Genomic DNA, 23,585 nt, shown 5'->3' with positions numbered 1-23,585 from the left:
TCATAGCTCCTTAATTAAAAGATAATAATTTTTCATTTGATGATTGAATATTATTTAAAATATCTTCTCTCAAATTTTCAAAAAACAAATTTAGCCATTCATCACTTATTTCAGTGAACTCTAAATTCATAAGCTGCAACAATTTTAAAGTCCGCTCACTACGATACTTAACATTTCTTCCTCCTCGTTTAACCCAAAAAGCTCCAAGAGCAATATTCTTATCTTTTGTGGATTTATATAGTTTAAATAATTCATTAAAATTTAAATAATCATGTTCAATAAATTCAAAATCATTTTCTTTAAGAGCTTCAAAAACACGTCTCATAGATATTGAATATGGGCTTTCCAAGTGATAAATATCAGGATCACAAATCTTATTTAAAGAAATAGCTACGACACTTTTTGCAACTACATCCACTTGTGATAAAACTATATTTTCACCTAAATCTTTAGGGATTTTTTTAATTTTTGAACATGCAATTAAAAACTGAATAAGACGATTATCACATGCATTTTTTTGAAACTTTGCATTAGTTGTTGATCCTGAAACATTCCCAGTTCGATAAATAAATATATTAATTTTATCCTTAAATTTATTTAACAACTTCTCAGAGTTAAACTTAGTTTCTTCATAAAAATTTTGAAACTCTTGACCAATATCTAAATCTAACTCAGTAAACGCCACCAACTCATTATTTCTATTAACTCCACTTACAGCCAATGTAGACATATAATGAATATCTTTTATTTTATTAATTAAAGATAAATCAATACAATTTTCTACAGATTTCAAATTTGTTTTTGAAAAATCTTCTTCATTACCAATTAGTCTAGTATCAGCGGCAAAGTGATATATTGCATCAACTTTATTTGATATTACTTCATAGTCTTTTTCATCTAGTCCAAAATTATTTTCCGACACATCACCACGAAGTAAAACTAAACGATGAATATAATCGGATAAATAAAAATCAGGGAAATAATGTAAAAATGTAGAATATAGCTTAGAATAGCTATGAGCTTCATCTGTAGCTCTTAGTAAACAATATAAATTAGAAGTTGTATTTTCTAAAATTTCTTTAAGTACATGTGCACCAATAAAACCAGTCACTCCAGTTATCAATATACTTTCATATGATCGCTTTTGTTCAATAAAAAGCTTATCCATTAATGCTCTTGGAGCATAATTTAATTGTCCAGTTTTCGTTCCTTTTTCATACAATATTGATGCATGACTTGTCGACAATTGAAGAAGTGAAGTAAAATATTCCTTTACATCTTCCAAGATATTTATAATCTTATTTTTTTCAATACTATTAGAGAAGGAAGTATCTAACAACAAGCAATCATGAATAATTTTACCTGTTATTTTAATATCATATCCTCTATTATTTTCTTCATGACGCGATGCTCCATATTCATAAAAACTAGGATTAAATTTCAACAACCCTTTTGATGAAAAATCAATATTACCTAAGAAATTAAAACAGATACTACTAACTGGTTTATATTCATTTTCAGCATTTGAATTAGATAATCCATATCCAATACCAGAAAATGGCACCTCTTTAACTTTATTGTTTAATTCATTAAAAATATCTGTAGTATGTGATGACTCCTGAATGTCAACAAATATAGGAAATGTGGATGTATGCCATCCAATTACACGACTTATATCGATTGAATCATCAAAAGTAACTCTTCCATGACTTTCAATATCAATTGCAATTTCATTTGATTTCAGATAATTTTTTTTCAATGATTTAACAATTACTGACAGTACCGCAATATGTAAAGGAATCTTAAAATTCTCTAAAAAATAATTTTTTAATTCCTTAGTTTCACTTTTTGAGAAACCCAACCAAACAGTACTTGCATTACCTTCTGTATTTTTTGGATCATTTATATTATAAGATATTTTACTTTTAATATTTGTATGTTGAAGCCAACTATCTTCTACAACTTTAGATTTATTATTTTCAACATGTTTCGTCCAATCCCAAAAGTTAATTTTTTGAGTAAAATTTTCATTTAAATCACAATTTTCTATTTTTGTATAATTCCTATTAATTTGACTGCAAATAATATACCAAGACACCAAATCAACAACCATATGATGGCAAACGATTAATAAAAAGTCTTGCTTTTCTTCGCATTTAAAAAGATGAGCTTTAAATAAATCCCCTTTCTCCAATGAAATACTATTATTCAATGAATTTGAAATACTATTAATATGTTCTTGAATCTCAAAATCACTTATAGCATTTAAATATGTAACACTTAAATTATCACAATAGTTTTTCCCCTCTGATTTAAGAGGGAATTCTGCCATATTTTTTTCAAAAAATTTTGTCGTTAATATTGGATTATCTAATAATAACTTATTGATTGCTTTATACAAAGAATCAACATTTACTTTACTATCTCCACAATCTAAAAGTATACTTTGATTATAAAAATTTGGATTTTTCAGTTTTTGCGAGTAAAATTCATTTTGCGCTGAAGACAATATTGTTTTTTCTAAATTTTCATTTAAATAGTGTGTTTTCTCTTCATTCTCTGAACCTTTATTAATAAGTTTAACCAGACCATTTACCGTTGGTTCTTTAAAAAATGATAATGCTGTTACAAAATAGCCAAGGTCTTGTAACTGAGCAATTAACTGAATAGCACCTAAAGAGTTTCCACCTAAATCATAAAAATTACTATTTCTATCATAAACTCCATCAATAAATTCAATGTTTTCTTTGAATATTTTTTCAATCAATGATTCAAGATCATCACCAGTATTTATTGCGTTACTTTTTATTTCTTTTAGGTAATTTACAACTTTAGTCTGAATACTATTTAGATCCTTCTTACCATTTGATGTTACATCAAATTCATTAAAATTGATTACTACTCCCGGAATCATATATTCTGGAACATACTTTTTCATTTCATCTTTTATATTTTTAATTGAAATTTTTAGTTCATCTGTTTCAATTGCAGCAACTAAAATTTTTTTCTGAAAATGCTCAATATAAAAAATAGCAGCATCTCGTACATTAGTTAATTTTTTTAGAATGGCTTCAATGTTTTCCAATTCGACACGATAACCATTAATTTTAACTTGGCGATCTATTCTTCCTAAAAAATGAATACATTTTTTTTCATCAATTCTTACTAAATCACCTGTTTTATAAAATACTTGCTCACTTTCAAATTCATTATTTGGATTTAAATAAACAAATTTTTCTTCTGTTTTTTCTTTATCCATTCTATATCCTTTTGATACAGAAGGCCCACAGATCAATAACTCACCAATTGAGTTTCTTCTTAGATAATCACCTTTATCATCTTTTACATAAGCAATATTCTCACCAAAAATATATCCTATTGGTAATGTTTCTTGCTCATTTTCATTTTTTAAAGATGATTCATCAATTTGTAATAACGCCACACCTATCGTCGTTTCTGTAGGTCCATAATGGTTATAAATTTTTTTTACTTTATTTGTACTTATAATATTTTTAACCATTTTAGTAGGTAATGATTCTCCACCAAACACCAAATATTCTAAGTTTGGCAAATCATTTCTAAAAATAGCTTTCCAATGTGATGGCGTTATTTTAATAAAATTAATATCAAAATTATCACAATATTTTTTAAATAGCAAAGGATCCTTTCGATTCTCGCTATTTAATAGGTGTAATGTTCCTCCTGTGATCAATGACAGAAATAGTGAAGTATTTCCTAAATCAGCAGATAAAGTACTTACTAATGCAAAATTATATTGTTCAGTAATATTTAACTTATCAAGTATTGCAATACAGTAATGATTTATATTACCAGCAGTTACCATTACTCCTTTAGGTTGGCCAGTAGAACCTGAAGTAAATAGAACATAAGCTGTATTATCTAGTGATTGATTTTCATATATTTGGTAATTTATTTTACTATTTATTATGCTCTCTTTTGAAATTGTATAGACTCCCATTTCTTTTAAACTTTGAGCATGAATATTATTACAAATTACTACATCTAAATTCATTAATTTTATTTTATTGTAATTTTCTACGATATCTCCTTCTTCTTCAATAAATGTATATGCATGGTTTGCTTTTAAGATACCAAACATTAAGCAAATGGAGTCTATATTCCTTTGTCCATAAATACCTATTAATAATTGTTTAGGACTTTCTCCATTTATATACTTATCCTGTAGTATATTACTTGCTAAAATTGAGGATTTTTGCTCCAACTCAAAATAAGTTAGAATCTCATCATTTGCTACTACTGCTAAATCATTCGGGATATTCTTTGAATATTCTAAAAGTTTATCTAATAACATTTCTATATTCCATTATTTAGTTTTTTTGGACATGCCCTCCCCAAGCCAACATATTAAGTCGACTGAGAAAAGGCATTGGCTAAATAAAACTTATTAAATTTTCAAAATTTTCTGTGATTCAGCTTTTTCAAAAGATTCTTTCAGTTTTTTATGTTCAAAAAAACCAGATCTTTTTAGTAAATTAATTAAATTACTTTTTGTTGTAGCAAAATAATCTTCTGATTTAGAAATAAAAATGGGATCCGTATCCTCAATTACTTTTGCTATTTCTATCTCACTTAGTCCACAATTTTTTAACACACTACGTTCAAAATCACGATGACTATCATATGCTAAGTAATCATCTAAATAGCTTGGTAACATTTCACTTATAATATCCTTAGTATCTTCGCTTAATCTTGCCCAATGCTCTTTCATTAATCGTGCAAAATAACTAGCATGTACCCCTTCATCAGAAACATGATCTGTTAATACACTCGAAAAAGTTTTGGACATTTCTTTATCTCGACCAATACTAATCATGTCTTTAGTAAGAGTATGCTCAGCTAATGTCACTGAGATAAGTTGAAAATCATAATGAATATCTTTTGGTAAGATTTCGAAGGCTCTATTAACAGCTGATAAATTTCCATTTGTTTCAGGAACATTGAGCGGTTCAATACCCGTAATTTCTTTCATTTGTAGAATATAATCGAGCGCTACATGGGCATGATAGCCCTCATCTATGACTATTCTTAATGCTGCTAATTTATCAGCTTCACTAAAGCCTTTAATCAGGTTATTAGCAATATTCAAACCGCAATCAATAACAAATCTAGTTTCAAGCAACCCTATTCCATACATATAATTGTATGCCATTTGTGCAATTGCATACTTTACCACTTCATCACCTTTCGCTTTAACTAGGGGATGCGTACTGATAATTACTTTTGAAGTAGGATAAACATATTCATCTTTAGCATCAGAAGGGACATAATGTCGTTGACTATTTTTAACAGTTGCAGATGCATACCACTTTTCAACTGTCTTCATAAATTCTTGATATGAACTCATTGTATTCACTTTAAAACTCTTAATTATTTACATTGCAGGTGCGTAGTTAATGCGTTCTTCTTCTTCATAAAAAACCTCATGAATTGAATCTGCAATAGCTTTAGCTAAGCCAATTAATTGTTCGTGAGTATGAGCTGCATTTATAAAAATAGGCTCTTCCAATGATGGTGCTAATAAGTAACCTTTATCTAAAAGCTTTTGATGAGTCTTGCTGTAAATATCATATCGTTGAGTTTTTACATCAGCATAATTAGACATACTTTCAGTATCGTTTCTAAATGCGATTCCACCTAATCCTTTATAGTGTGTAAATATAAATGGAAGACTATGTTTAGCAAATTCATTTTCAATACTTGTTTTTAAAGTTTTTCCTTTTTCTTCTAGCTCTTCGTAAAAATTATCTTGTTCCATAATTTCTAAAGCAGCAAGTCCTGCTGTCATTGTCATTGGATTTCCAGCAAATGTACCAGATTGAAAAACATCGCCACCGATTTTAACGTGACTCATATATTTTGCCTTTCCGCCATATGCACCGATTGGCAATCCACCTCCTATAATTTTTCCAAAGGTAATTAGGTCTGGATCAATATCCATTAAATTGCAAACGCCACCAAAATTAAACCGAAAACCTGTGACTACCTCATCGAATATAAATAGTGATTTATATGAAGTACAAAGCTCTCTAATTTTATGTAGAAAACCATCTTTGGCCGCGACAAATCCCATATTTGTCGCATATGGTTCTACAATTACTGCCGCAATTTCAGATCCAAACTGACTAAATAATGCAGTTAGATGTTCTTTATCATTATATTCACATAATAAAATATCTTTACCTAAATATTCAGAAATCCCCTTAGTTACACCTTTTGTTTTTAACCCACAAGTAGCTGGTGTGGCAAGAAGCACATCTGAATGACCATGATACGAACCAATGAATTTAACAATTTTTTCACGCCCAGTATGAGCTTTTGCTATACGCACAGTGGTCATTACAGCTTCAGTTCCGCTACATACAAAACGAATCTGTTCGAGAGCTGATGTACTTTTTACTATTTTTTCTGCCAATAAATGCTCTAACGGCGATGTTAATCCTAAAACTGTTCCCTTTTGGGCTTGCATAGTAATTTTTTCAATAACTTTGGGATGTGCATGACCAAGCAAACATGCTCCAAACGAACTTAAGAAATCTACATATTCATTTCCATCGATATCAAAAACTAAAGATCCCTTTCCAGCAGAAAGGCTAATTGGATTACTACCAACTTGACGAAATGCTCTCATAGGAGAGCTCACTCCATCTGGCGTATAATTTGAATTTTCATGAAATAATTCTGTCGATTTCTGAATGTTTCTTAACACTGTACACTCCATATGTTATAAATATTAGGCATTCATTTGAATTTAAAAGTATTTTTATAAAGTTAAATACAACTTATCATTTTATTTAGTTAGTTGTTTAGTAAATATACATTTATTACAACCAACTAAAAGTGTGATCAACTATACACATTATATTATAATAAACAATATAATTATATTATAATAAATGATATAATTGGATCACACTAACCGACAATTTATGTCGCTAAAATTTAATTATTAAAACTATGTACTCGGCACTAAACCTTCTGCTTTGAGCGCTTTTTGCACAGATGGTCTATCAGCGATTCTTTTTAAATAGTTTTGCAGATGCTCTAAATGGCTCAAATCTAAATTGACAAAATTAGCCCAATTCGTAACTGTAAAAAAATAGGAATCTGCAATTGTAAAATTATCATTAGTTAAAAATTTAAGCGTTTTAAGCTTTTCATTAATCCAATCATATTTTTTTAATAAAATTTTTGAGTGTAGTTTTTTACTCTCCTCATCAAAATCAGGATTAAAAAGTGGCGCAAAAGACTTATGTAATTCAGAGGTTATATAATTTTGCCATTCGTGTACTCGATATCGTTCTAAAGTACCATTTGCTGGATAAATTGATTTATTATCTGATTTTTCAGCAAGAAATTGAGTAATAATAGGACCTTCTGTAATAGTTTCCCCATTATCCAACTCTAGAAGAGGCACTTGCCCTCTAGAATTGATCTCAAAATAATTCTTTCCGGATCCTGTTGTATGAGTTGAAAGGTCAACTTGTATTAAATCTATATCTAAATTTAATTCTTTGATAATTATATGTGGTGAAAGAGAGCATGCGCCTGGTGAGTAGTATAGTTTCATTTTTTACAATCAAATTAAAATGTTATATACAAGATAGTTATATTTTTAGAGACAATAAATAGACTTTAATTAAAATCATCTATTACACGAGGTAATAAATAGTGAGAAACTTTGACAATTTAATGCTGAGTAGCGTTGAATTATTTTGTTTAACAGTCGAAAAAGGAAATTTCACAGAAGCAGCATATGCAGCTAGCTTAACTCCAGCTGCAGTAAGTAGATCTATAAACAGAATAGAAAAGAGACTTGGTGTACAATTATTTCAAAGATCAACCAGAAAAATTAACCTTACCGCAGAAGGTATGGAATATTATGAAACATGCAAACAAGCTATAGAGAGCTTAAATAATATTGAAATTAAATTAACTCAATCTCAAGTAACTTTAGCAGGGACTATAAAGATCAGTTTGCCCACTACTTATGGTCACTATCGCGTTTTACCTCTTTTATCAGAATTTAAAAGACTTCATCCGTTAGTTAACTTTAAAATTCACGTGGGGAATAATAATATTGATTTTATAAAAGAAAAATTTGATATATCCATAAGAGCTAGAGAACTTAAAGATTCAAACTTCATTGCTCGTCCTCTTGAATATGCAAATTTAATTGTTGTTGCGACTCCACATTATCTGCAAGAAAATGGAATACCAATAAACATACATGATTTATCTAAACATGAATGTATACAGTTTTTACTTCCTAGCACAGGACAACAAGTGCCTTGGCTATTTGAAGTTAATAACAAAATAGTTCAGGTTAATACTAAAGGGAGCTTTATGTGTACTGATGATATTTTAGCAACAATAACTTTAGCTAAAAACTCTGCTGGATTATTACAAACATATAAGTTTTTAGTGGAAAAAGATTTAGAAAATGGAAGTTTAAAAGAAGTACTCAATCAATTTTCTCAATCATCTAGACCTTTTTCTATCATTTATCCATCTAATAAACATTTGCCTAAAAGAACTAGAGTCTTTATAGATTTTTTGATTAGTAAATTGCAAAAATAATATTACAATTTAATTAAACAGAAAAAATTGAATATGTTGGAGATAAATATGGTTATACGGGAGTAAGTAGTTTTTTTCTTGCCTATAACAACCGATTAAAAAAATCACTTATTAAACATGGTGATATTATTGTCTTCTGGTCCTTAGGAGCCGGGTATCAAATTGGTGTAATGTTATTGAAAATTTAAAGATTAAAAAATTTCCCATACTTTAAATTTATAAAAGATACTTTCAATAAAGTATCTTTTATTTAGCCAATAAAACTATAAAATTCTGAAATTTTCTATTCAAACTGACTTCATCTAACAATTTTATTTTTAAATAAATTTCTGATTAATAATATAATTATTACTTAGAATAAATTAACAAGCGACTAACATAGTAATTACAAGATGTAGCATTTTATACCCTATTTTCTCATATCAGAAGTGTATAAATTTTCTTCCTTAAAAAATTCATGTGTTTATGATGATATATCGAATATTTAATTGTACGAAATTTGACAATACTTTTTTTCAATACTATGATGCGCGCAGATTAAATGTTGAGCATTTTTTAACCTTCTAGAAAACTATGTAGATTTTCTACACAGTTTGTTTTTTTCATTTCATGTCATTTTGAATGACGTCATGACTGCCCACCCCTTATTGAATTTATCAACTTTTAAAAGTTATGGCAGCTTATTGTCTGACTTTTTGGGCATAAATTATCTGTAGCGGAGACAACATGCACAGTAATTCAAGTTCAGGGTCGAGGCTTTGCCTTAACTCTTTATTTTCTTCTCTCCCGTTAAAAGCACTTGCACTCAGTACTATGCTTTTTCCATTTCATAGTATTAATGCAGGAAAAACCCTACAGTACAATACTGTAGTAAATACAAACACTCTAACTGTTGTTGCGGTAGAAAGCCCGACAACCGTTTTCAAAGAAGATCAGTTCTTACATGGTTTTGGTTACGACTTAGCACGTAACTATGCACAAAGCCTTAATGTAAAGCTGGACTTTAAAATCGTGGCAGACAATGCCACTGCACTTAGATGGGTTCAGCAAGGTAAAGCAAACTTTGCGATGACGACCGCTGGTTTAAGTACCATCGAGAACAAAGGTTTGATGTCCTTTTCTGCAAGTTGTGGTGACACAGTCAATTTGCAGAAAAACGGTTTAAATTCTGAGTTAAGCTGGGTGTTTAAACAAGCTGATGACCCCCTCACCCAGACTGCTAGTGGCTTTGTATGCCAAAGTAAGCAAAATGGTGTGACTCAGCAACTTGCTTCTTTCTATAACCGTAATGTGGTGAAACCAGAAGCTTGGTCAACCATTCAACGTGACTTAACGACGCGTTTACCGATTTATAAAGCGAGCTTTAAACAAAGTGCAGCTAAATATGATCTTGACTGGCATTTACTTGCCGCCATTGGTTATCAAGAATCATATTTAAAGCCAGAATCTGTTTCTCCCACAGGTGTTCGTGGCTTAATGATGCTCACCAATAGCACTGCTCGAGCAATGGGTGTGAGCAATCGTAGTGATCCAGCTCAAAGCATTCAAGGTGGCGCGAAGTATTACGACCAGATGCTAAGTGAATATGATGATATTCCCTTCCCTGATCGGAACTGGTATGCACTTGTAGCCTATAATATGGGACCTGGTGCGGTAAACCAGATTCAGAAGCGCTTGCAAGCACAAGGGAAAGATCCAAATCAGTGGGTTAATCTCTACAATTATTTGCAAAGTAATAAAGCGCGTAATGGTCGATATAAGCAAGCGGTTCAATATGTCACTCGTATTCGTGCTTATCTTGAACATATCAAAACGGCGCAAACACGAATCAATATCTAATTTTTATTGTTTAAAAGTTGATAAATTCATTGTTTGTATAAATAAAAAGCTTACCTCTATAGGTAAGCTTTTTATATGAATTCTTTGAAATTTAAGCTGTATGCTCTAACACTTTTTTGAACAAATCTTTTTGTTCTTGGCTTGGCTTAGCTGTTTGCAAAGCCATCAATTGAGACATATCGCCTTGAACTTTAATTTTACCAGTCATGAATGCCTGCATAGCAGCAGCCATATCAAACTCTAAGAATACTTTACGTAAAGTTTCAGCATCCATGTTTAAAGTTGTTTTGGCATTTGAAGACAAACCTTTTTTGATTTTACCCCCATCTAAAGCTAATTCGGTATTTCCAGAAGCATCTGTAACTACTAAATTAATTGCCAAATTCGCAAGAGCGGGTGGCAAATTAAGATCCCCTGCTTCAGCAGTTAATTTTTCGACAGTAGCAAACCAATCTTCAGTTAAAAATGCAGGCATGATTCTTCCTCAAATTTATTTGTTCAATTTCTCTAGTTGCCTATCCAGACAACATCATGTGAAGCAATTCTGCTTGAGCGTTGTTATAGCATGTAATTTAAATTTTGGGCTATGACTTTTTGTACGGAACATTCATTTTTTAGTATTTTGATACATTAAAGGCACTTGTTTATAAAGTGCCTTTAATTGACTTATCAAGTAGTTTTACTCAGCAGCAAAACTTAAGTTCACAACATCTAAGCGATTCTTAAGCTCTTCTGGATCTTTAAAATCCAGCTCGCGCTGAGAATCTAGCGCTTCGAAATCAAACAATTCACGGTCCGCTAACTGAGACGGAGATACGTTTTGTAACGCACCGAAAATGCTGTGTAAGCGTTTCGGATATTGTTTATCCCAATCACGTAGCATGTCATTAAGCATGGCACGCTGTAAGTTTTCCTGCGAACCACAAAGGTTACATGGAATGATTGGGAACTGACGTAACTCGGCATATTTGATGATGTCTTTTTCTTCAACATATGCCAATGGACGAATTAGAATATTCTTCTTATCTGATGATAAAAGCTTTGGAGGCATCGCCTTTAAACTGCCACCATGAAACAGATTTAAGAAGAACGTTGCAAGAATGTCATCGCGGTGATGTCCTAAAGCAACTTTAGTCGCACCAATTTCTTGTGCAAAGCCATACAAAGAACCACGGCGTAAACGCGAACATACTGCACAGTAGGTTTTACCTTCCGGTGTTAAACGCTTAGTAATGGTATAGGTGTCTTTTTCTAAAATGTAATATGGAATGTTATTTTCTTCCATATAACGAGGTAAGACATCTTCAGGAAAGCCTGGTTGCTTTTGGTCAAGGTTAACCGCAACAACATCAAAATTGATTGGTGCAATACGTTTAAACTGCAACATGATATCGAGCAAGGTATAACTGTCTTTACCACCAGACACACACACCATGACCTTATCGCCCTCTTCAAGCATATTGAAGTCACGAATAGCATGCCCAACTTGACGGCGAAGCTTCTTGAGCAAACGGTAATAGGCCGAGCTTGTTGGAAGTTCAGGCTTAAAATTAAATCCCTGATTAGACTCAACTGGCGCGTACATAGACGAGATATACCCATAAATAAAAATACCGCGCAATTTTATATGATTCGGACGAGAATCGCATCAAAAGAATAGTTTCAATTCTTGAAGTCGTCACATTGCTCCTGCATGATGCAAAAGTCGTGCTTTATTTTGACTAGTGCGTTCAAAATTTGTGCAAAGTGCTTACTTTTTGGACTTTTCCACAGTTTTCCACAAAACCTGTGGATAAAATTGTGGATTTCTTCGTACTTGACAAACTGTTTAGACCTTCTGTTAAGGGTTTTATTTAAATTGATCATTTTTTAACCAATGTTTTTTACCTTTAAATATCAATATGTTAGTCAAGTCAATAGAATCATTTTAAAAATAATTTTTAATTTTTTTTGATGAGCATTCGAACAAAACAGCTTGATTTTTTGAAAGAGTCGAAATAAAAAAAATTACACAAAAGTTCTTTCTGTAATATTTTTTGATAAACTCTTCGACAAGTTTTGAATATCTTAAAATTGTGAATAACATAAAATGAAAAAACCGGTTCAATTTCTTTTTTCTTGTTTACTGGGGATGACCACTTTTTCGGTCAGCATAATGTCGACTTCAGCAGGTCAGATGTATATTTACCAAGATAAAAATGGTAGTACTTTACTGACGAATCGGAAAAGTTATGATCAATCACTTAAAAAAGTAAAAGTAACCTATTACCCTGACAGTAATATTCATAGTTATACGAACTGGGGAGCCTCAGAGGCCTCTGTTCTACCAAGCTACAATAAAAATAAAAACGCTTTTGACCACATTATTAAACAGGCTGCACAGCAACACGGCGTATCAGAAGGCTTAATTAAGGCCGTCATGCATACCGAGTCAGGATTTAATGTAAATGCTCGGTCTCCAGTTGGGGCGCAAGGCCTTATGCAACTTATGCCTGCGACTGCACGTCGATTTAACGTGACCAATGCCTTCGATGCTCAACAAAATATTTTTGCAGGTGCAAAATATTTAAGCTGGTTGCTCAAGCGTTTTCGTGGCAATACACAAATGGCACTTGCTGCTTATAATGCAGGTGAAGGTAACGTTGATAAATACGGCGGTATTCCACCTTTTCGCGAAACACAAGATTACGTTCGCCGTGTAACCAGTCGATATCAAAACTTATATTCATCTGGTTCAGGTTTTTCATCTTTTACTAATTCTTCTAATACTTCAGCGCAAGTCTCTTCTCAGTCTTCTAATTTAACGGAAAGCACAACAGCTCAAATAGCAGCGCCAGCACCTAAATATTCCTCTTCTCGTCAAATTGTGACTTTATCTAATGGGACATTTACTGATGCGCCTACGGGTACTTATGTCACGAACAACGCCACGGCTATTGCACATATTCGAATTGAATAAGAACTTTTAATGACGGATCTATTCCGTCAAATTTCTGTGCTTTAAATTGTAAAGATCTATTACCTGATCCTTACCATTTAGGCGAATTTAGCCAATAATTCTTTAAATTTAGGTACATTCTACTTCGTGAAAGAATGTATCAATTCCTTATTTTTTTCTTGAATTTTTCCCCTAAGCCCCGCATATTAGCTGCATGATTTAGAATTTGTAAATCAGATAACATTTTATTTATAAGAGGGTTTTCTCAATGATGCGGATTGGTTTGTTTTTGCTTACCAACCTCGCGGTACTGGTTGTAGCTGGCATTATTTTGTCACTCTTCGGTGTCGGTAGTTACCATGGCGCGGGTGGCTTGAATCTAGGCAACCTTTTAGTGATCTGTTTTGTGTTTGGTATGGTGGGATCTTTAATCTCGTTATTCATGTCAAAATGGATGGCTAAGAAAACGACCGGTACAGAACTGATCGACCCGAATGCTCCCCGTAACCAAGCTGAAAGCTGGTTATTGCAAACAGTCGCTGAACTTTCTCAACGTTCTGGTATTAATATGCCAGAGGTTGGTATTTTTCCATCATATCAATCCAATGCCTTTGCAACAGGCTGGAATAAAAATGATGCTTTAGTTGCCGTTTCATCCGGTCTACTTGAGCGTATGAATAAAGATGAGCTACGTGCTGTGCTTGCGCATGAGATTGGTCACGTTGCGAATGGTGATATGGTTACCCTAGCACTCATCCAAGGTGTCGTGAACGCCTTTGTTATGTTCTTTGCTCGCGTAGTCGGTGATTTTATCGACCGTAATGTTTTTGGTCGTCAAGATGATCAAGCCCCAGGTATGGGTTATTTCCTCATTACCATGGTATTAGATATTGTCTTTGGTATTCTCGCTTCGGCGATTGTGATGTGGTTCTCTCGTTATCGTGAATACCGTGCTGATGAAGCAGGTGCGCGTTTAGCAGGTAAACAAGCAATGATTTCTGCATTATTACGTCTACAAGCTGAGACAGAAATGCCAGATCAAATGCCAAAAGAAATGAAAGCTTTTGCGATTGCGGAAGGTAAAGAACAAGGTTTCAGCTTAGCTGCTTTGTTCCAAACCCACCCAACAATTGAACAACGTGTAGCAGCTTTACATCAATTAGACTGCCCATAAAACGTTTAACGTGAAGAAATAAAGCCTCCAATCGGAGGCTTTATTTTTATGACATTGATTGATAAAAGCTCCACAGATAACTTGCTCCCCACCAAACAGCCAAGCCAATTAAAAGCAGTACAAAGGCACCTAATAAATCGGGTATATGTAACCATAACCAACTCACCACAGGATTACGCCAGAAGGCTGAGTGCTGCTGCTTCTTTTCAAGCTTTTCATGTAAATATGGATGAACGACATGAATATCACTTTGAATCGCATATTCTTCGCGTATATGCGTATGCACCACATCTAATGCTTTTCTACTAGGTCGTATAAATATATCAAAAATAGTTCCTGCAACTGGAACAAAGCCCACTACAGCATCTACAACTGCCAGTTTAATGACTGGAGTTAATTTATGTTGAGGTACACCAATCTGTTTGGCTTTATATATGGCATAGCACGTCAGCGCGAAACCAGCAACATCACCAGCAATTGGAATCGTACTCAATGCAGCATCAGCACCAATACCCTGCTTTGTAAAAGGGATACGCACTGCGCTGTCCATCATGGTGGCAAACTTGGCAAGGTCTCGTTCTAGTGCGATGACCTGCTGCTCTGTTAATTTTTTTTCTTGAGGCATCTAAATCAAATATATGAAGAGAAGTTAAACTTAATATACTTGATTTAATACCTCTTTTTAAAATTGTTTACTTTTAACTAGAAGCTTTCGATCTAAACAATGAACGAAGTAACACGTACATCACTGGAATAAAGAATAAAACCAGCACAGTACCAAACATAACACCACCTAAAATACTAATACCGATTTCTTGGCGACTCACAGCCCCTGCGCCTTGAGCAAAGACCAAAGGGATTACTCCAGCACCGAAGGCTAAGGAAGTCATTAGAATGGGTCTTAAACGCAAGCTAGCGCCTTCTAAAGCTGCCTGAATTGCATTCTTACCTTTTTCTTGAGCCAATGCTGCAAACTCAACAATCAAAATTGCGTTTTTGCACGATAGGCCAATCGTGGTTAACATTGCGATTTGGAAATACACGTCATTTGGTAGTCCAAAAATATAAGAGAAAATTACACTTCCCCCTACGCCAAGCGGAATAGATGTCATCACAGCCGCGGGAATGCTCAAGCTTTCATATAAAGCAGCTAAACATAAGAAAATAAAGCCTGCCGAGATTAAATATAACCAGACGGCCTGATTTGTCGACTTCTGTTCTTCAAAAGATAAGCCAGTCCATGCTAAACCTACATCCTTTTGCTGATTTACGAGTTGTTCAACATCTTTCATTGCTTGACCTGAACTGCTGCCACTCGCAACATCTGCTTGTAGCTGTAAAGCACTATATCCCATATAGCGTTTTACGATTTCAGGAGCTCCGCCCCAGCTAAAGTTAGCAAATGAACTAAAAGGCACCATTTCATTTTGGTTATTACGTACAGACCAATTATATAAATCTTCCGGTTTCGATCTAAACTCAGCATCACCTTGAATCATGACACGCTTGATACGACCACGATCGATAAAGTCATTCACGTAAGTTCCACCCCATGCACTCGACAGGGTGTTATTAATCGCAGGTAGCTCTAATCCATTGGCTAATGCTTGTTTTTGATCAATCTTGATATTGAGGTTTGCTTTACTGTTGGTTGATTGCTTATCAAAATTTTCGAAAGTTGAGTAACTTTTGCTCTGTGTTTGCAACTGACGGAAGGTGCTATCTAGAAAATCTTGACCCTGCCCATTTAAATCTTGAATCCATAAATCCATGCCATCAGTTTGACCTAAACCATTGACTGAAGCAGGTAAAGTCACATTGATTTGAGCATTATTAAAACGGCTAAAATATTTCATCGCACGCTTTTGTATAGCGTCTGCCGAATCATCTTTTCCAGTACGCACATCCCACGGTTTTAAAGCAATAAATCCTTGTGCCAAGTTCTGTCCTGTACCCGAGTAATTTCGGCCATAACGGATTAAAACCAAGTCGACATTTTTATCTTCTTGAGTCAGGAAATATTGACGAACTTGTTCACCAATTTTCTGACTTTGAGAAATTGGGGCACTATCAACAAGTTTAATTTGAACACTTAAAATGCCTTGATCTTCTTTAGGAATAAATCCACTTTTTAAACCGCTATAGAACAGGGCGAAAACAGCAATCAAAGCCACAAAAATCACAACAACCGATTTACTGTAACGAATGCTTGTTTGTACGATCTTTATATATTGATTTTTAAGTTGATCAATTTTTTGGTTAAACCAAACCGCCCAACGCATAGGCTTAGGGTTAGGTTTTAAAATTAGGGCACACAAAGCAGGTGTTAGGACTAATGCAACGACGAGCGATAACGCCATAGCGGCAACTAAAGTAATAGAAAACTGACGGTAAATCACCCCAATTGAGCCGCCTAAAAAGGACATTGGAATAAAAACAGCAGTTAAAACCAATGTAATCCCAATTAAAGCCCCACTAATTTCTCCCATCGACTCAATGGCTGCTTCTTTCGGTGTTAAGTGCTGTTCATGCATGAGCCGTTCAACGTTTTCCACCACTACAATGGCATCATCAACTAACAAGCCAATGGCGAGTACCAGTGCAAATAAAGTTAAAGTGTTAATACTAAAACCAAGCACATATAAGACAGCAAAAGTTCCTAAAATAACAACCGGCACAGTAATACTCGGAATGAGTGTCGCACGCCAGCTTTGTAAAAATAGGAACATCACCAAAATAACTAAAATAATCGCTTCAACAAGCGTCTTTACAACTTCCTTAATCGACTCTTGAACAAACGGCGTGTTATCTCGTGGATAAACAATTTTATATCCGGCTGGTAACTTGCTTGTAACCTGATCTAGAGTTTGATGAATAAGCTTAGAGGTTTGAATTGCATTCGCACCTGAAGATAGCGAAATACCTAAACCAGCAGCAGGATAGCCATTAATGGTATTAAAAGACTGATAATTTTCTGCACCCAACTCAACTCTGGCAATATCTTTTAAATAGACATAGCTCGCTGTTTGATTTGATTTCACTACAATATTTTTAAACTCTTCGACTGTTTTTAGTCGAGAACCTGCTGTAACTTTCGTATTTAAATACTGCCCATCAATAACAGGTAAATCACCAATCGCACCCGCAGCCACTTGTGTATTTTGAGCGGTGATTGCACTGGCAACATCACTTGGCATTAAATTATATTGTTTTAATTTATCGGGGTTTAGCCAGATTCGCATTGCATATTGCGAACCGAAAACATCAGACTCACCCACCCCTTCAATACGGTTTAGGTCATCTACCACGTGCGTTGTTAAATAGTCCGATAGCTCAATATTGCCCGCTTTACCTGTAGAGTCATATAGACCTACCACCATAAAAGTGTCGCCGAGTGACTTACTTACCGTCACCCCTTGGCGTTGCACTTCATCGGGCAAACGTCTTATGACGCCACTAATACTATTTTGTACTTGCACCTGTGCCGTATCAGGATTTGTTCCATTATCAAAACTAATCGTAATTCGGCTACGTCCTGATGAATCACTGGTCGAACTGAAATAAAGTAAGTGATCAATACCTTGTATTTGCTGTTCTAAAATCTGAGTAACACTTTGCTCAACCGTTTGTGCATCTGCCCCACTATAACTTGCCGATACTGTAATTTTTGGAGGTGCAATATCAGGATAACGTTCTACGGGTAAATTCAGCACCGAGAAAATACCAAATGCCATAACAATAATTGCTAAGACACTGGCAAAAATAGGACGCTGAATAAAAAATTTAGATAGCATGGCTGCTCAGAATTAAGTCGTCAATTAACAGGTGGCAATACCCAATTTGGCATCTTGATCATCAACGAGCGATATATAAAAGACAAGTAGAATTAACACAATAAATGCAATTAAGACAAAAACAAAGCCAGAATGGGCATTTCCTACAAACCCATAAACAAGGTTTTAACAAGTGTCACTAAAAATTCATGAATTCTTCATGATCATGTCAAGTTCAATCGGGAGACTAGTTTCGTTTAGACTAAAACAATATGAGTAGAATTATGTTTAAAAAAGCAATTTTATGCTTAAGTTTAATTAGCTTAGTTGGTTGTAATGACGATGATAAAACTGAAAACACACCAACTACGCCAGAATATCAACTTCCTAAAATTCTAGTAGTAGGACACCGTGGAGCTAGCGCTTTACGTCCAGAACACACCCTAGCTTCATATCAAAAAGCCATAGACGATGGTGCAGATTTTATTGAACCTGATCTAGTGTCTACAAAAGATGGTGTATTGGTTACTCGCCATGAAAATGAGATTGGCGGCACAACCAATGTAAGTACCTTAAGCCAGTTTGCAGACCGTAAAATAACAAAAAATATTGATGGTAAAGACTTAACGGGTTGGTTTACAGAAGACTTCACTTTAAGTGAATTGCAGCAACTTAAAGCGCGTGAGCGTATTCCAGAGTTCCGACCGGCAAACACAGCTTATAACGACCTTTACCCTGTCCCAACTCTAGAACAAGTGATTGAGCTGGCTGAAGCAAATTATAAAAAAACTGGAAAAATTATTGGTTTATATATTGAAACTAAACATCCGACTTACTTTAAAAATCATAATCTGGCAATGGAAGATACCCTTCTTAAAACATTAGCCAAATATAAATATACACGTGATATTGCACCTGTCTATTTACAGTCTTTTGAAATCAGCAATTTAAAATATCTAAAAGATCAACTCGACCTTCATAAAACCATTAAACACGCACAAATCATTCAATTATATGATGCTAAAACCTCTCAACCAGCTGACTTTGTTGAATCTGGAGAAACTAAAACTTATGCCGATTTAGCCACGTCACAAGGATTAAAAGACGTTGCTAAATATGCAAATGGTGTAGGACCAAGTAAAGGCTATATTCTGAGCTTTAATGACAATGGCTCCGTTCAAACGACTTCATTTATTTCTGATGCACATACGGCTGGCTTAAAAGTACATCCTTATACTTTCCGTCCAGAAAATAATTTTTTACCAGCGCCTTTAAAATGCAGTCAAGATAAACCAGCTGAGCGCTGCCCATCTGGTGCTTTAAAAGAGTTTGAAGCATATTTCAAAGCAGGTGTTGATGGCGTCTTTACAGATGACCCTGCACTGGGCCGTGAAGCTGTTAACAACTTTGAAAAAGCAACAAAATAATTAAAGTTTCTAATAAAAAAACAGGGCAATAAATGCCCTGTTTTTTTATTTTTCTACGACATTATCAAAGTATAGAGGAATCCACTGATATTGCTCAGCATTTACTTTATAAACATGACCAATGCCTGGGAATGGTAAATGTGGTGCTGCGACCCATTGCTGCTTATTTGAAATTTCAGCGAACATTTTTAAACGGGTATTAATCGCCTGCTCAGAATTCACATCAAAATCCACTCCTGTTTTTGGAGCATCAAACTGCAAAGAATGTGAGTGAACGATGTCTCCAACAAAAATGATTTGCTGATCATTACTCTTTAAGCGAAAGCTGTGATGACCAGGCGTATGACCACGCGTATCGATCACTTCAAAGCCTTGAATGACATCACCATCTTTAAATGTCTTAAATGCTTTTTTTGCTTGATAGGGAGCAAGAGCCGTTTTTACATTTTTCACAGTACCTAAGTAGCTTTCTTTTTTATCTGCTGGCACTGTTTTTTCAGAAGCTGGATTTAACCAATAATCAGCCTCACGTTCATGTGCATAAACGGTTGCATTTGGAAATACAGCTTTTCCATTTTGAGCAATACCGCATACATGGTCTGGGTGTAAATGCGTGAGCAATACTGTTTTTACATTTGCCAGTTGATAACCTGCCAATTCAATATTTTTTGCAATCGAGCCAAGCTGTGGACCAAAGCAGCTTGCTGCGCCACTGTCTACAAGCGTCAAACTTTTGCCATCATCTACTAAAAATGCATTGACCGAAGTTTGAATACCCTTCTCATTCACAGCAGCATATTTAGTTAATATTTTAGTTTTCTGAGTCTGATTTAAGTTTTTAAACAAGTTAGGATTTAAATAAATCGTGCCATCAAGTAAAGAAGTTAAACGATATTTGCCAAATTGATGGTGATAATAACCGGGTACTTGTTGGGTAGGAGCTTGCTCGGCATACGTTGCATTCATGCTACAAAATGCAAGACCCAAAGCTACACATAATTTTTTCATCTCTTCTTCTCTATTCAGTTATAAAGTCAAAATCTTTAAAAAAGATTTAATAATTTTTTAAGACCCAAATTGTATAATGCATGAAATGTGTCAGAAATATAAGTAAATGAATAGCTATTCTCCTTATAAGGGCAAAACTGGTCTTAAGCGTATATTAAATGCAACGGGCTACTCTATTTCCGGATTTAAAGCAGCGTATAAAAATGAGGCAGCTTTCCGTCAAATTGTTTTTATTAATCTTATTTTAATTCCAGTCAGTTTTTTTCTTGATGTAACCCGCAGTGAACATGTCTTACTCATTATTGTATGTTTGTTTGCAATGATCGTTGAACTGTTCAATTCAGCTATTGAAGCAGTGGTTGACCGAGTTTCTCTTGAAAAACATCAGCTTTCTAAAAATGCAAAAGATATGGGAAGTGCTGCTCAATTTGTCGCACTTTCTATTATTGCCATTACATGGTTGTTCATTTTATTAGGATAAAAAAAACCATGCTTATAAATAAATAAGCATGGCTGTAACAAAGAGGAACTTCTAGCTGCTGTTCCTGTTTTTAATATAAGTTATTGAACTTAACGATTTCTTAAAATTACGTGAAAAATAAAAAATCCCTGCATTTGCAGGGATTTTTTTAGGTTAAAGCGTTGATGTGTTATTACATCATGCCGCCCATACCACCCATACCGCCCATATCTGGAACAGCTTGTTTATCTTCTGGAATGTCAGTAATCATACATTCTGTAGTTAACATTAAACCAGCTACAGAAGCAGCGTGTTCAAGTGCAGAACGAGTTACTTTAGCAGGGTCAAGAATACCCATTTCTAACATATCGCCATATTCGCCAGTTGCAGCGTTATAACCGAAGTTACCTTCACCAGCTTTAACTGCATTAATCACTACAGATGGCTCATCACCCGCGTTTGAAACGATTTGACGAAGTGGAGCTTCGATCGCACGGCGTAAAATATTGATACCCGCTGTTTGATCTTCGTTAATGCCTTTTAAGCCGTCTAATGCATTTACTGCACGTACTAGCGCAACACCACCACCAGCGACTACACCTTCTTCAACTGCTGCACGAGTTGCATGAAGCGCGTCGTCTACACGGTCTTTCTTCTCTTTCATTTCAACTTCAGTTGCTGCACCGATTTTAATTACAGCAACACCGCCTGCTAATTTAGCAACACGTTCTTGTAATTTTTCACGGTCATATTCTGAAGAAGATTCTTCAATTTGAGCACGGATTTGTTGAACACGCTCAGCGATTGCAGCTGCATCACCAGCACCATCAACAAGAACAGTGTTTTCTTTAGAAACAGTGATTTTGTGTGCAGTACCTAAATCTTGAAGAGTTGCTTGTTCTAAAGACATACCAACTTCTTCAGAAATAACAGTTGCACCAGTCAAGATTGCGATGTCTTGAAGCATTGCTTTACGACGGTCACCAAAGCCAGGAGCTTTAACAGCACATACTTTGATAATGCCGCGCATGTTGTTTACAACAAGCGTAGCAAGTGCTTCGCCTTCAACATCTTCAGCGATGATAAGAAGTGGTTTACCAGTTTTCGCAACTGCTTCTAAGACAGAAATCAATTCACGAATGTTACCGATTTTTTTGTCAACAAGAAGAATGAACGGGTTTTCAAGCTCAGCTGTTAAAGTATCTTGCTTGTTTGCAAAGTACGGAGAGATATAACCACGGTCAAACTGCATACCTTCTACAACGTCTAAAGCGTCTTCAAAGCCAGAACCTTCTTCTACAGTGATTACGCCTTCTTTACCTACTTTTTCCATCGCTTGAGCGATAAGTTTACCAACAGTAGTATCAGAGTTTGCAGAGATAGAACCAACTTGTTCGATCGCTTTAAAATCATCAGCAGGTTTTGCATTTGAACGGATATTTTCAACTACAGTTCTTACTGCGATATCGATACCGCGTTTTAAATCCATTGGGTTCATACCTGCAGTTACAGATTTGATCCCTTCATTTAAAATTGCTTGAGCAAGTACTGTTGCAGTTGTTGTACCGTCACCAGCGATGTCGTTAGTTTTGCTAGAAACTTCACGAACAAGTTGAGCACCCATGTTTTCAAACTTGTCTTTTAATGAAATTTCTTTAGCAACAGTTACACCGTCTTTAGTAATGTGCGGAGCACCAAAAGAACGGTCAATAACAACGTTACGACCTTTAGGGCCTAAAGTCACTTTAACAGCATCTGCAAGTACGTTTACGCCTGCAATCATTTTTGAGCGAGCTGAATCACCAAATTTTACGTCTTTAGCTGACATATTAAACTCCGAATCTTTTTAAATACTGAATCTGATAATGGATTGAGTTATGGATTGATTAGCCTTCCAACACAGCTAAAATATCTGACTCTTTCATGATTAAGAGTTCTTCACCACTTACTTTCACTGTTGTACCTGCATAAGTACCAAACAATACTTTGTCACCAACTTTAACATCCAAAGCACGTACGCCATTTTCAGTGATTTGACCATTACCTACTGCAATTACCTCACCTTGCGAAGGTTTCTCAGCAGCAGAACCTGGAAGTAAAATACCACCAGCAGTTTTGGTTTCTTCTTCTACGCGACGAATTACAACGCGATCATGTAATGGACGAATGTTGCTCATAATTAACTCCACCAGACTAAGTCTTTTTGATTAATCGTTATTGCCATAATCCAGAGCAATAACAAAATATTTAGATGTCACTTTTGTGGGGATGAAAAAAAACGCTTCAAGGGGAACATGAAAAAAAACTTCTCTTTTTTGATCATTTTTTAACAGGTTGTGAAGAGTTT

Annotated in this window: 18 protein-coding genes; 7 read left to right on the top strand and 11 right to left on the bottom strand. The window is 34.6% G+C overall.

Features of this window, described 5'->3' with window-relative positions; genetic code table 11:
* Positions 1-10: 10 nt before the first annotated feature.
* From ACB088_RS01775 to gstA, 4 genes are all read right to left on the bottom strand, one after another.
* On the bottom strand, positions 11-4,333 hold the full coding sequence (locus ACB088_RS01775; protein ID WP_375037834.1) for an AMP-binding protein: 4,323 nt from the start codon (positions 4,331-4,333) through the stop codon (positions 11-13).
* 93 nt (positions 4,334-4,426) lie between these two features.
* Positions 4,427-5,386 carry a diiron oxygenase gene (locus tag ACB088_RS01770; protein WP_375037833.1) on the bottom strand — a complete coding sequence of 320 codons (960 nt, stop codon included), beginning with the start codon at positions 5,384-5,386 and terminating at the stop codon, positions 4,427-4,429.
* Between the two features lie 27 nt (positions 5,387-5,413).
* Positions 5,414-6,748 (bottom strand): aspartate aminotransferase family protein, encoded by a 1,335-nt coding sequence (locus tag ACB088_RS01765; protein ID WP_375037832.1) that lies wholly within the window; start codon positions 6,746-6,748, stop codon positions 5,414-5,416.
* A 246-nt stretch (positions 6,749-6,994) separates the two neighbouring features.
* Positions 6,995-7,609 (bottom strand): glutathione transferase GstA, encoded by a 615-nt coding sequence (gstA, locus tag ACB088_RS01760; RefSeq protein ID WP_375037831.1) that lies wholly within the window; start codon positions 7,607-7,609, stop codon positions 6,995-6,997.
* Positions 7,610-7,710: 101 nt separating this feature from the next.
* On the opposite strand from gstA, the gene ACB088_RS01755 reads away from it, so the two are divergent.
* The 3 genes from ACB088_RS01755 to ACB088_RS01745 all read left to right on the top strand — a co-directional run bounded on the left by ACB088_RS01755 (position 7,711) and on the right by ACB088_RS01745 (position 10,458).
* Positions 7,711-8,619, top strand: a complete 909-nt coding sequence (locus tag ACB088_RS01755; protein ID WP_375037830.1) for a LysR family transcriptional regulator — start codon at positions 7,711-7,713, stop codon at positions 8,617-8,619.
* Between the two features lie 26 nt (positions 8,620-8,645).
* Positions 8,646-8,807 carry a 3-oxoacyl-[acyl-carrier-protein] synthase III C-terminal domain-containing protein gene (locus tag ACB088_RS01750; RefSeq protein WP_375038760.1) on the top strand — a complete coding sequence of 54 codons (162 nt, stop codon included), beginning with the start codon at positions 8,646-8,648 and terminating at the stop codon, positions 8,805-8,807.
* A 538-nt stretch (positions 8,808-9,345) separates the two neighbouring features.
* Positions 9,346-10,458: a transglycosylase SLT domain-containing protein gene (locus ACB088_RS01745; protein ID WP_375037829.1), complete on the top strand. Its 1,113-nt coding sequence runs from the start codon at positions 9,346-9,348 to the stop codon at positions 10,456-10,458.
* A 91-nt stretch (positions 10,459-10,549) separates the two neighbouring features.
* Here ACB088_RS01745 and ACB088_RS01740 read toward each other — a convergent pair whose 3' ends face one another.
* Both ACB088_RS01740 and ttcA read right to left on the bottom strand, forming a co-directional pair.
* Entirely contained in the window at positions 10,550-10,933 is a 384-nt protein-coding gene (locus ACB088_RS01740; protein ID WP_017387812.1) for an SCP2 sterol-binding domain-containing protein, read from the bottom strand.
* 204 nt (positions 10,934-11,137) lie between these two features.
* Positions 11,138-12,043 carry a tRNA 2-thiocytidine(32) synthetase TtcA gene (gene ttcA, locus ACB088_RS01735; RefSeq protein WP_004643831.1) on the bottom strand — a complete coding sequence of 302 codons (906 nt, stop codon included), beginning with the start codon at positions 12,041-12,043 and terminating at the stop codon, positions 11,138-11,140.
* Between the two features lie 504 nt (positions 12,044-12,547).
* Between ttcA and ACB088_RS01730 the strand changes: the two genes are divergently transcribed.
* Complete coding sequence (locus ACB088_RS01730; protein WP_375037828.1) at positions 12,548-13,417, top strand: lytic transglycosylase domain-containing protein; 870 nt, start codon at positions 12,548-12,550, stop codon at positions 13,415-13,417.
* 247 nt (positions 13,418-13,664) lie between these two features.
* Positions 13,665-14,570, top strand: a complete 906-nt coding sequence (htpX, locus tag ACB088_RS01725; protein WP_250375253.1) for a protease HtpX — start codon at positions 13,665-13,667, stop codon at positions 14,568-14,570.
* Between the two features lie 46 nt (positions 14,571-14,616).
* Here the strand turns inward: htpX and ACB088_RS01720 are convergent, their stop codons facing one another.
* Positions 14,617-15,195, bottom strand: a complete 579-nt coding sequence (locus ACB088_RS01720) for a DUF4112 domain-containing protein (RefSeq protein WP_092709460.1) — start codon at positions 15,193-15,195, stop codon at positions 14,617-14,619.
* Positions 15,196-15,268: 73 nt separating this feature from the next.
* Entirely contained in the window at positions 15,269-18,364 is a 3,096-nt protein-coding gene (locus tag ACB088_RS01715; protein WP_375037827.1) for a multidrug efflux RND transporter permease subunit, read from the bottom strand.
* Between the two features lie 263 nt (positions 18,365-18,627).
* Here ACB088_RS01715 and ACB088_RS01710 point away from each other — a divergent pair, with 263 nt between their 5' ends.
* Complete coding sequence (locus tag ACB088_RS01710) at positions 18,628-19,770, top strand: glycerophosphodiester phosphodiesterase (protein WP_375037826.1); 1,143 nt, start codon at positions 18,628-18,630, stop codon at positions 19,768-19,770.
* A 45-nt stretch (positions 19,771-19,815) separates the two neighbouring features.
* Here ACB088_RS01710 and ACB088_RS01705 read toward each other — a convergent pair whose 3' ends face one another.
* Complete coding sequence (locus tag ACB088_RS01705) at positions 19,816-20,778, bottom strand: MBL fold metallo-hydrolase (RefSeq protein WP_375037825.1); 963 nt, start codon at positions 20,776-20,778, stop codon at positions 19,816-19,818.
* Between the two features lie 106 nt (positions 20,779-20,884).
* On the opposite strand from ACB088_RS01705, the gene ACB088_RS01700 reads away from it, so the two are divergent.
* Complete coding sequence (locus ACB088_RS01700; RefSeq protein ID WP_056481643.1) at positions 20,885-21,259, top strand: diacylglycerol kinase; 375 nt, start codon at positions 20,885-20,887, stop codon at positions 21,257-21,259.
* Between the two features lie 172 nt (positions 21,260-21,431).
* Here the strand turns inward: ACB088_RS01700 and groL are convergent, their stop codons facing one another.
* On the bottom strand, positions 21,432-23,066 hold the full coding sequence (groL, locus tag ACB088_RS01695) for a chaperonin GroEL (RefSeq protein ID WP_375037824.1): 1,635 nt from the start codon (positions 23,064-23,066) through the stop codon (positions 21,432-21,434).
* A gap of 58 nt (positions 23,067-23,124) precedes the next feature.
* On the bottom strand, positions 23,125-23,415 hold the full coding sequence (groES, locus tag ACB088_RS01690; protein WP_002120604.1) for a co-chaperone GroES: 291 nt from the start codon (positions 23,413-23,415) through the stop codon (positions 23,125-23,127).
* Positions 23,416-23,585: the final 170 nt, after the last annotated feature.

This window comes from Acinetobacter sp. RW6, assembly GCF_041956835.1.
Classification (GTDB): domain Bacteria; phylum Pseudomonadota; class Gammaproteobacteria; order Pseudomonadales; family Moraxellaceae; genus Acinetobacter; species Acinetobacter calcoaceticus.
This window is presented reverse-complemented; position numbering and strand designations above follow the sequence as displayed.

Coding starts and splice junctions, on each gene's coding strand:
- ACB088_RS01775 (WP_375037834.1), bottom strand. CDS start 4,333: ATGTTATTAGATAAACTTTTAGAATATTCAAAGAATATCCCGAATGAT.
- ACB088_RS01770 (WP_375037833.1), bottom strand. CDS start 5,386: ATGAGTTCATATCAAGAATTTATGAAGACAGTTGAAAAGTGGTATGCA.
- gstA (WP_375037831.1), bottom strand. CDS start 7,609: ATGAAACTATACTACTCACCAGGCGCATGCTCTCTTTCACCACATATA.
- ACB088_RS01745 (WP_375037829.1), top strand. CDS start 9,346: ATGCACAGTAATTCAAGTTCAGGGTCGAGGCTTTGCCTTAACTCTTTA.
- ACB088_RS01740 (WP_017387812.1), bottom strand. CDS start 10,933: ATGCCTGCATTTTTAACTGAAGATTGGTTTGCTACTGTCGAAAAATTA.
- ttcA (WP_004643831.1), bottom strand. CDS start 12,043: ATGTACGCGCCAGTTGAGTCTAATCAGGGATTTAATTTTAAGCCTGAA.
- ACB088_RS01730 (WP_375037828.1), top strand. CDS start 12,548: ATGAAAAAACCGGTTCAATTTCTTTTTTCTTGTTTACTGGGGATGACC.
- htpX (WP_250375253.1), top strand. CDS start 13,665: ATGATGCGGATTGGTTTGTTTTTGCTTACCAACCTCGCGGTACTGGTT.
- ACB088_RS01720 (WP_092709460.1), bottom strand. CDS start 15,195: ATGCCTCAAGAAAAAAAATTAACAGAGCAGCAGGTCATCGCACTAGAA.
- ACB088_RS01715 (WP_375037827.1), bottom strand. CDS start 18,364: ATGCTATCTAAATTTTTTATTCAGCGTCCTATTTTTGCCAGTGTCTTA.
- ACB088_RS01710 (WP_375037826.1), top strand. CDS start 18,628: ATGTTTAAAAAAGCAATTTTATGCTTAAGTTTAATTAGCTTAGTTGGT.
- ACB088_RS01705 (WP_375037825.1), bottom strand. CDS start 20,778: ATGAAAAAATTATGTGTAGCTTTGGGTCTTGCATTTTGTAGCATGAAT.
- ACB088_RS01700 (WP_056481643.1), top strand. CDS start 20,885: ATGAATAGCTATTCTCCTTATAAGGGCAAAACTGGTCTTAAGCGTATA.
- groL (WP_375037824.1), bottom strand. CDS start 23,066: ATGTCAGCTAAAGACGTAAAATTTGGTGATTCAGCTCGCTCAAAAATG.
- groES (WP_002120604.1), bottom strand. CDS start 23,415: ATGAGCAACATTCGTCCATTACATGATCGCGTTGTAATTCGTCGCGTA.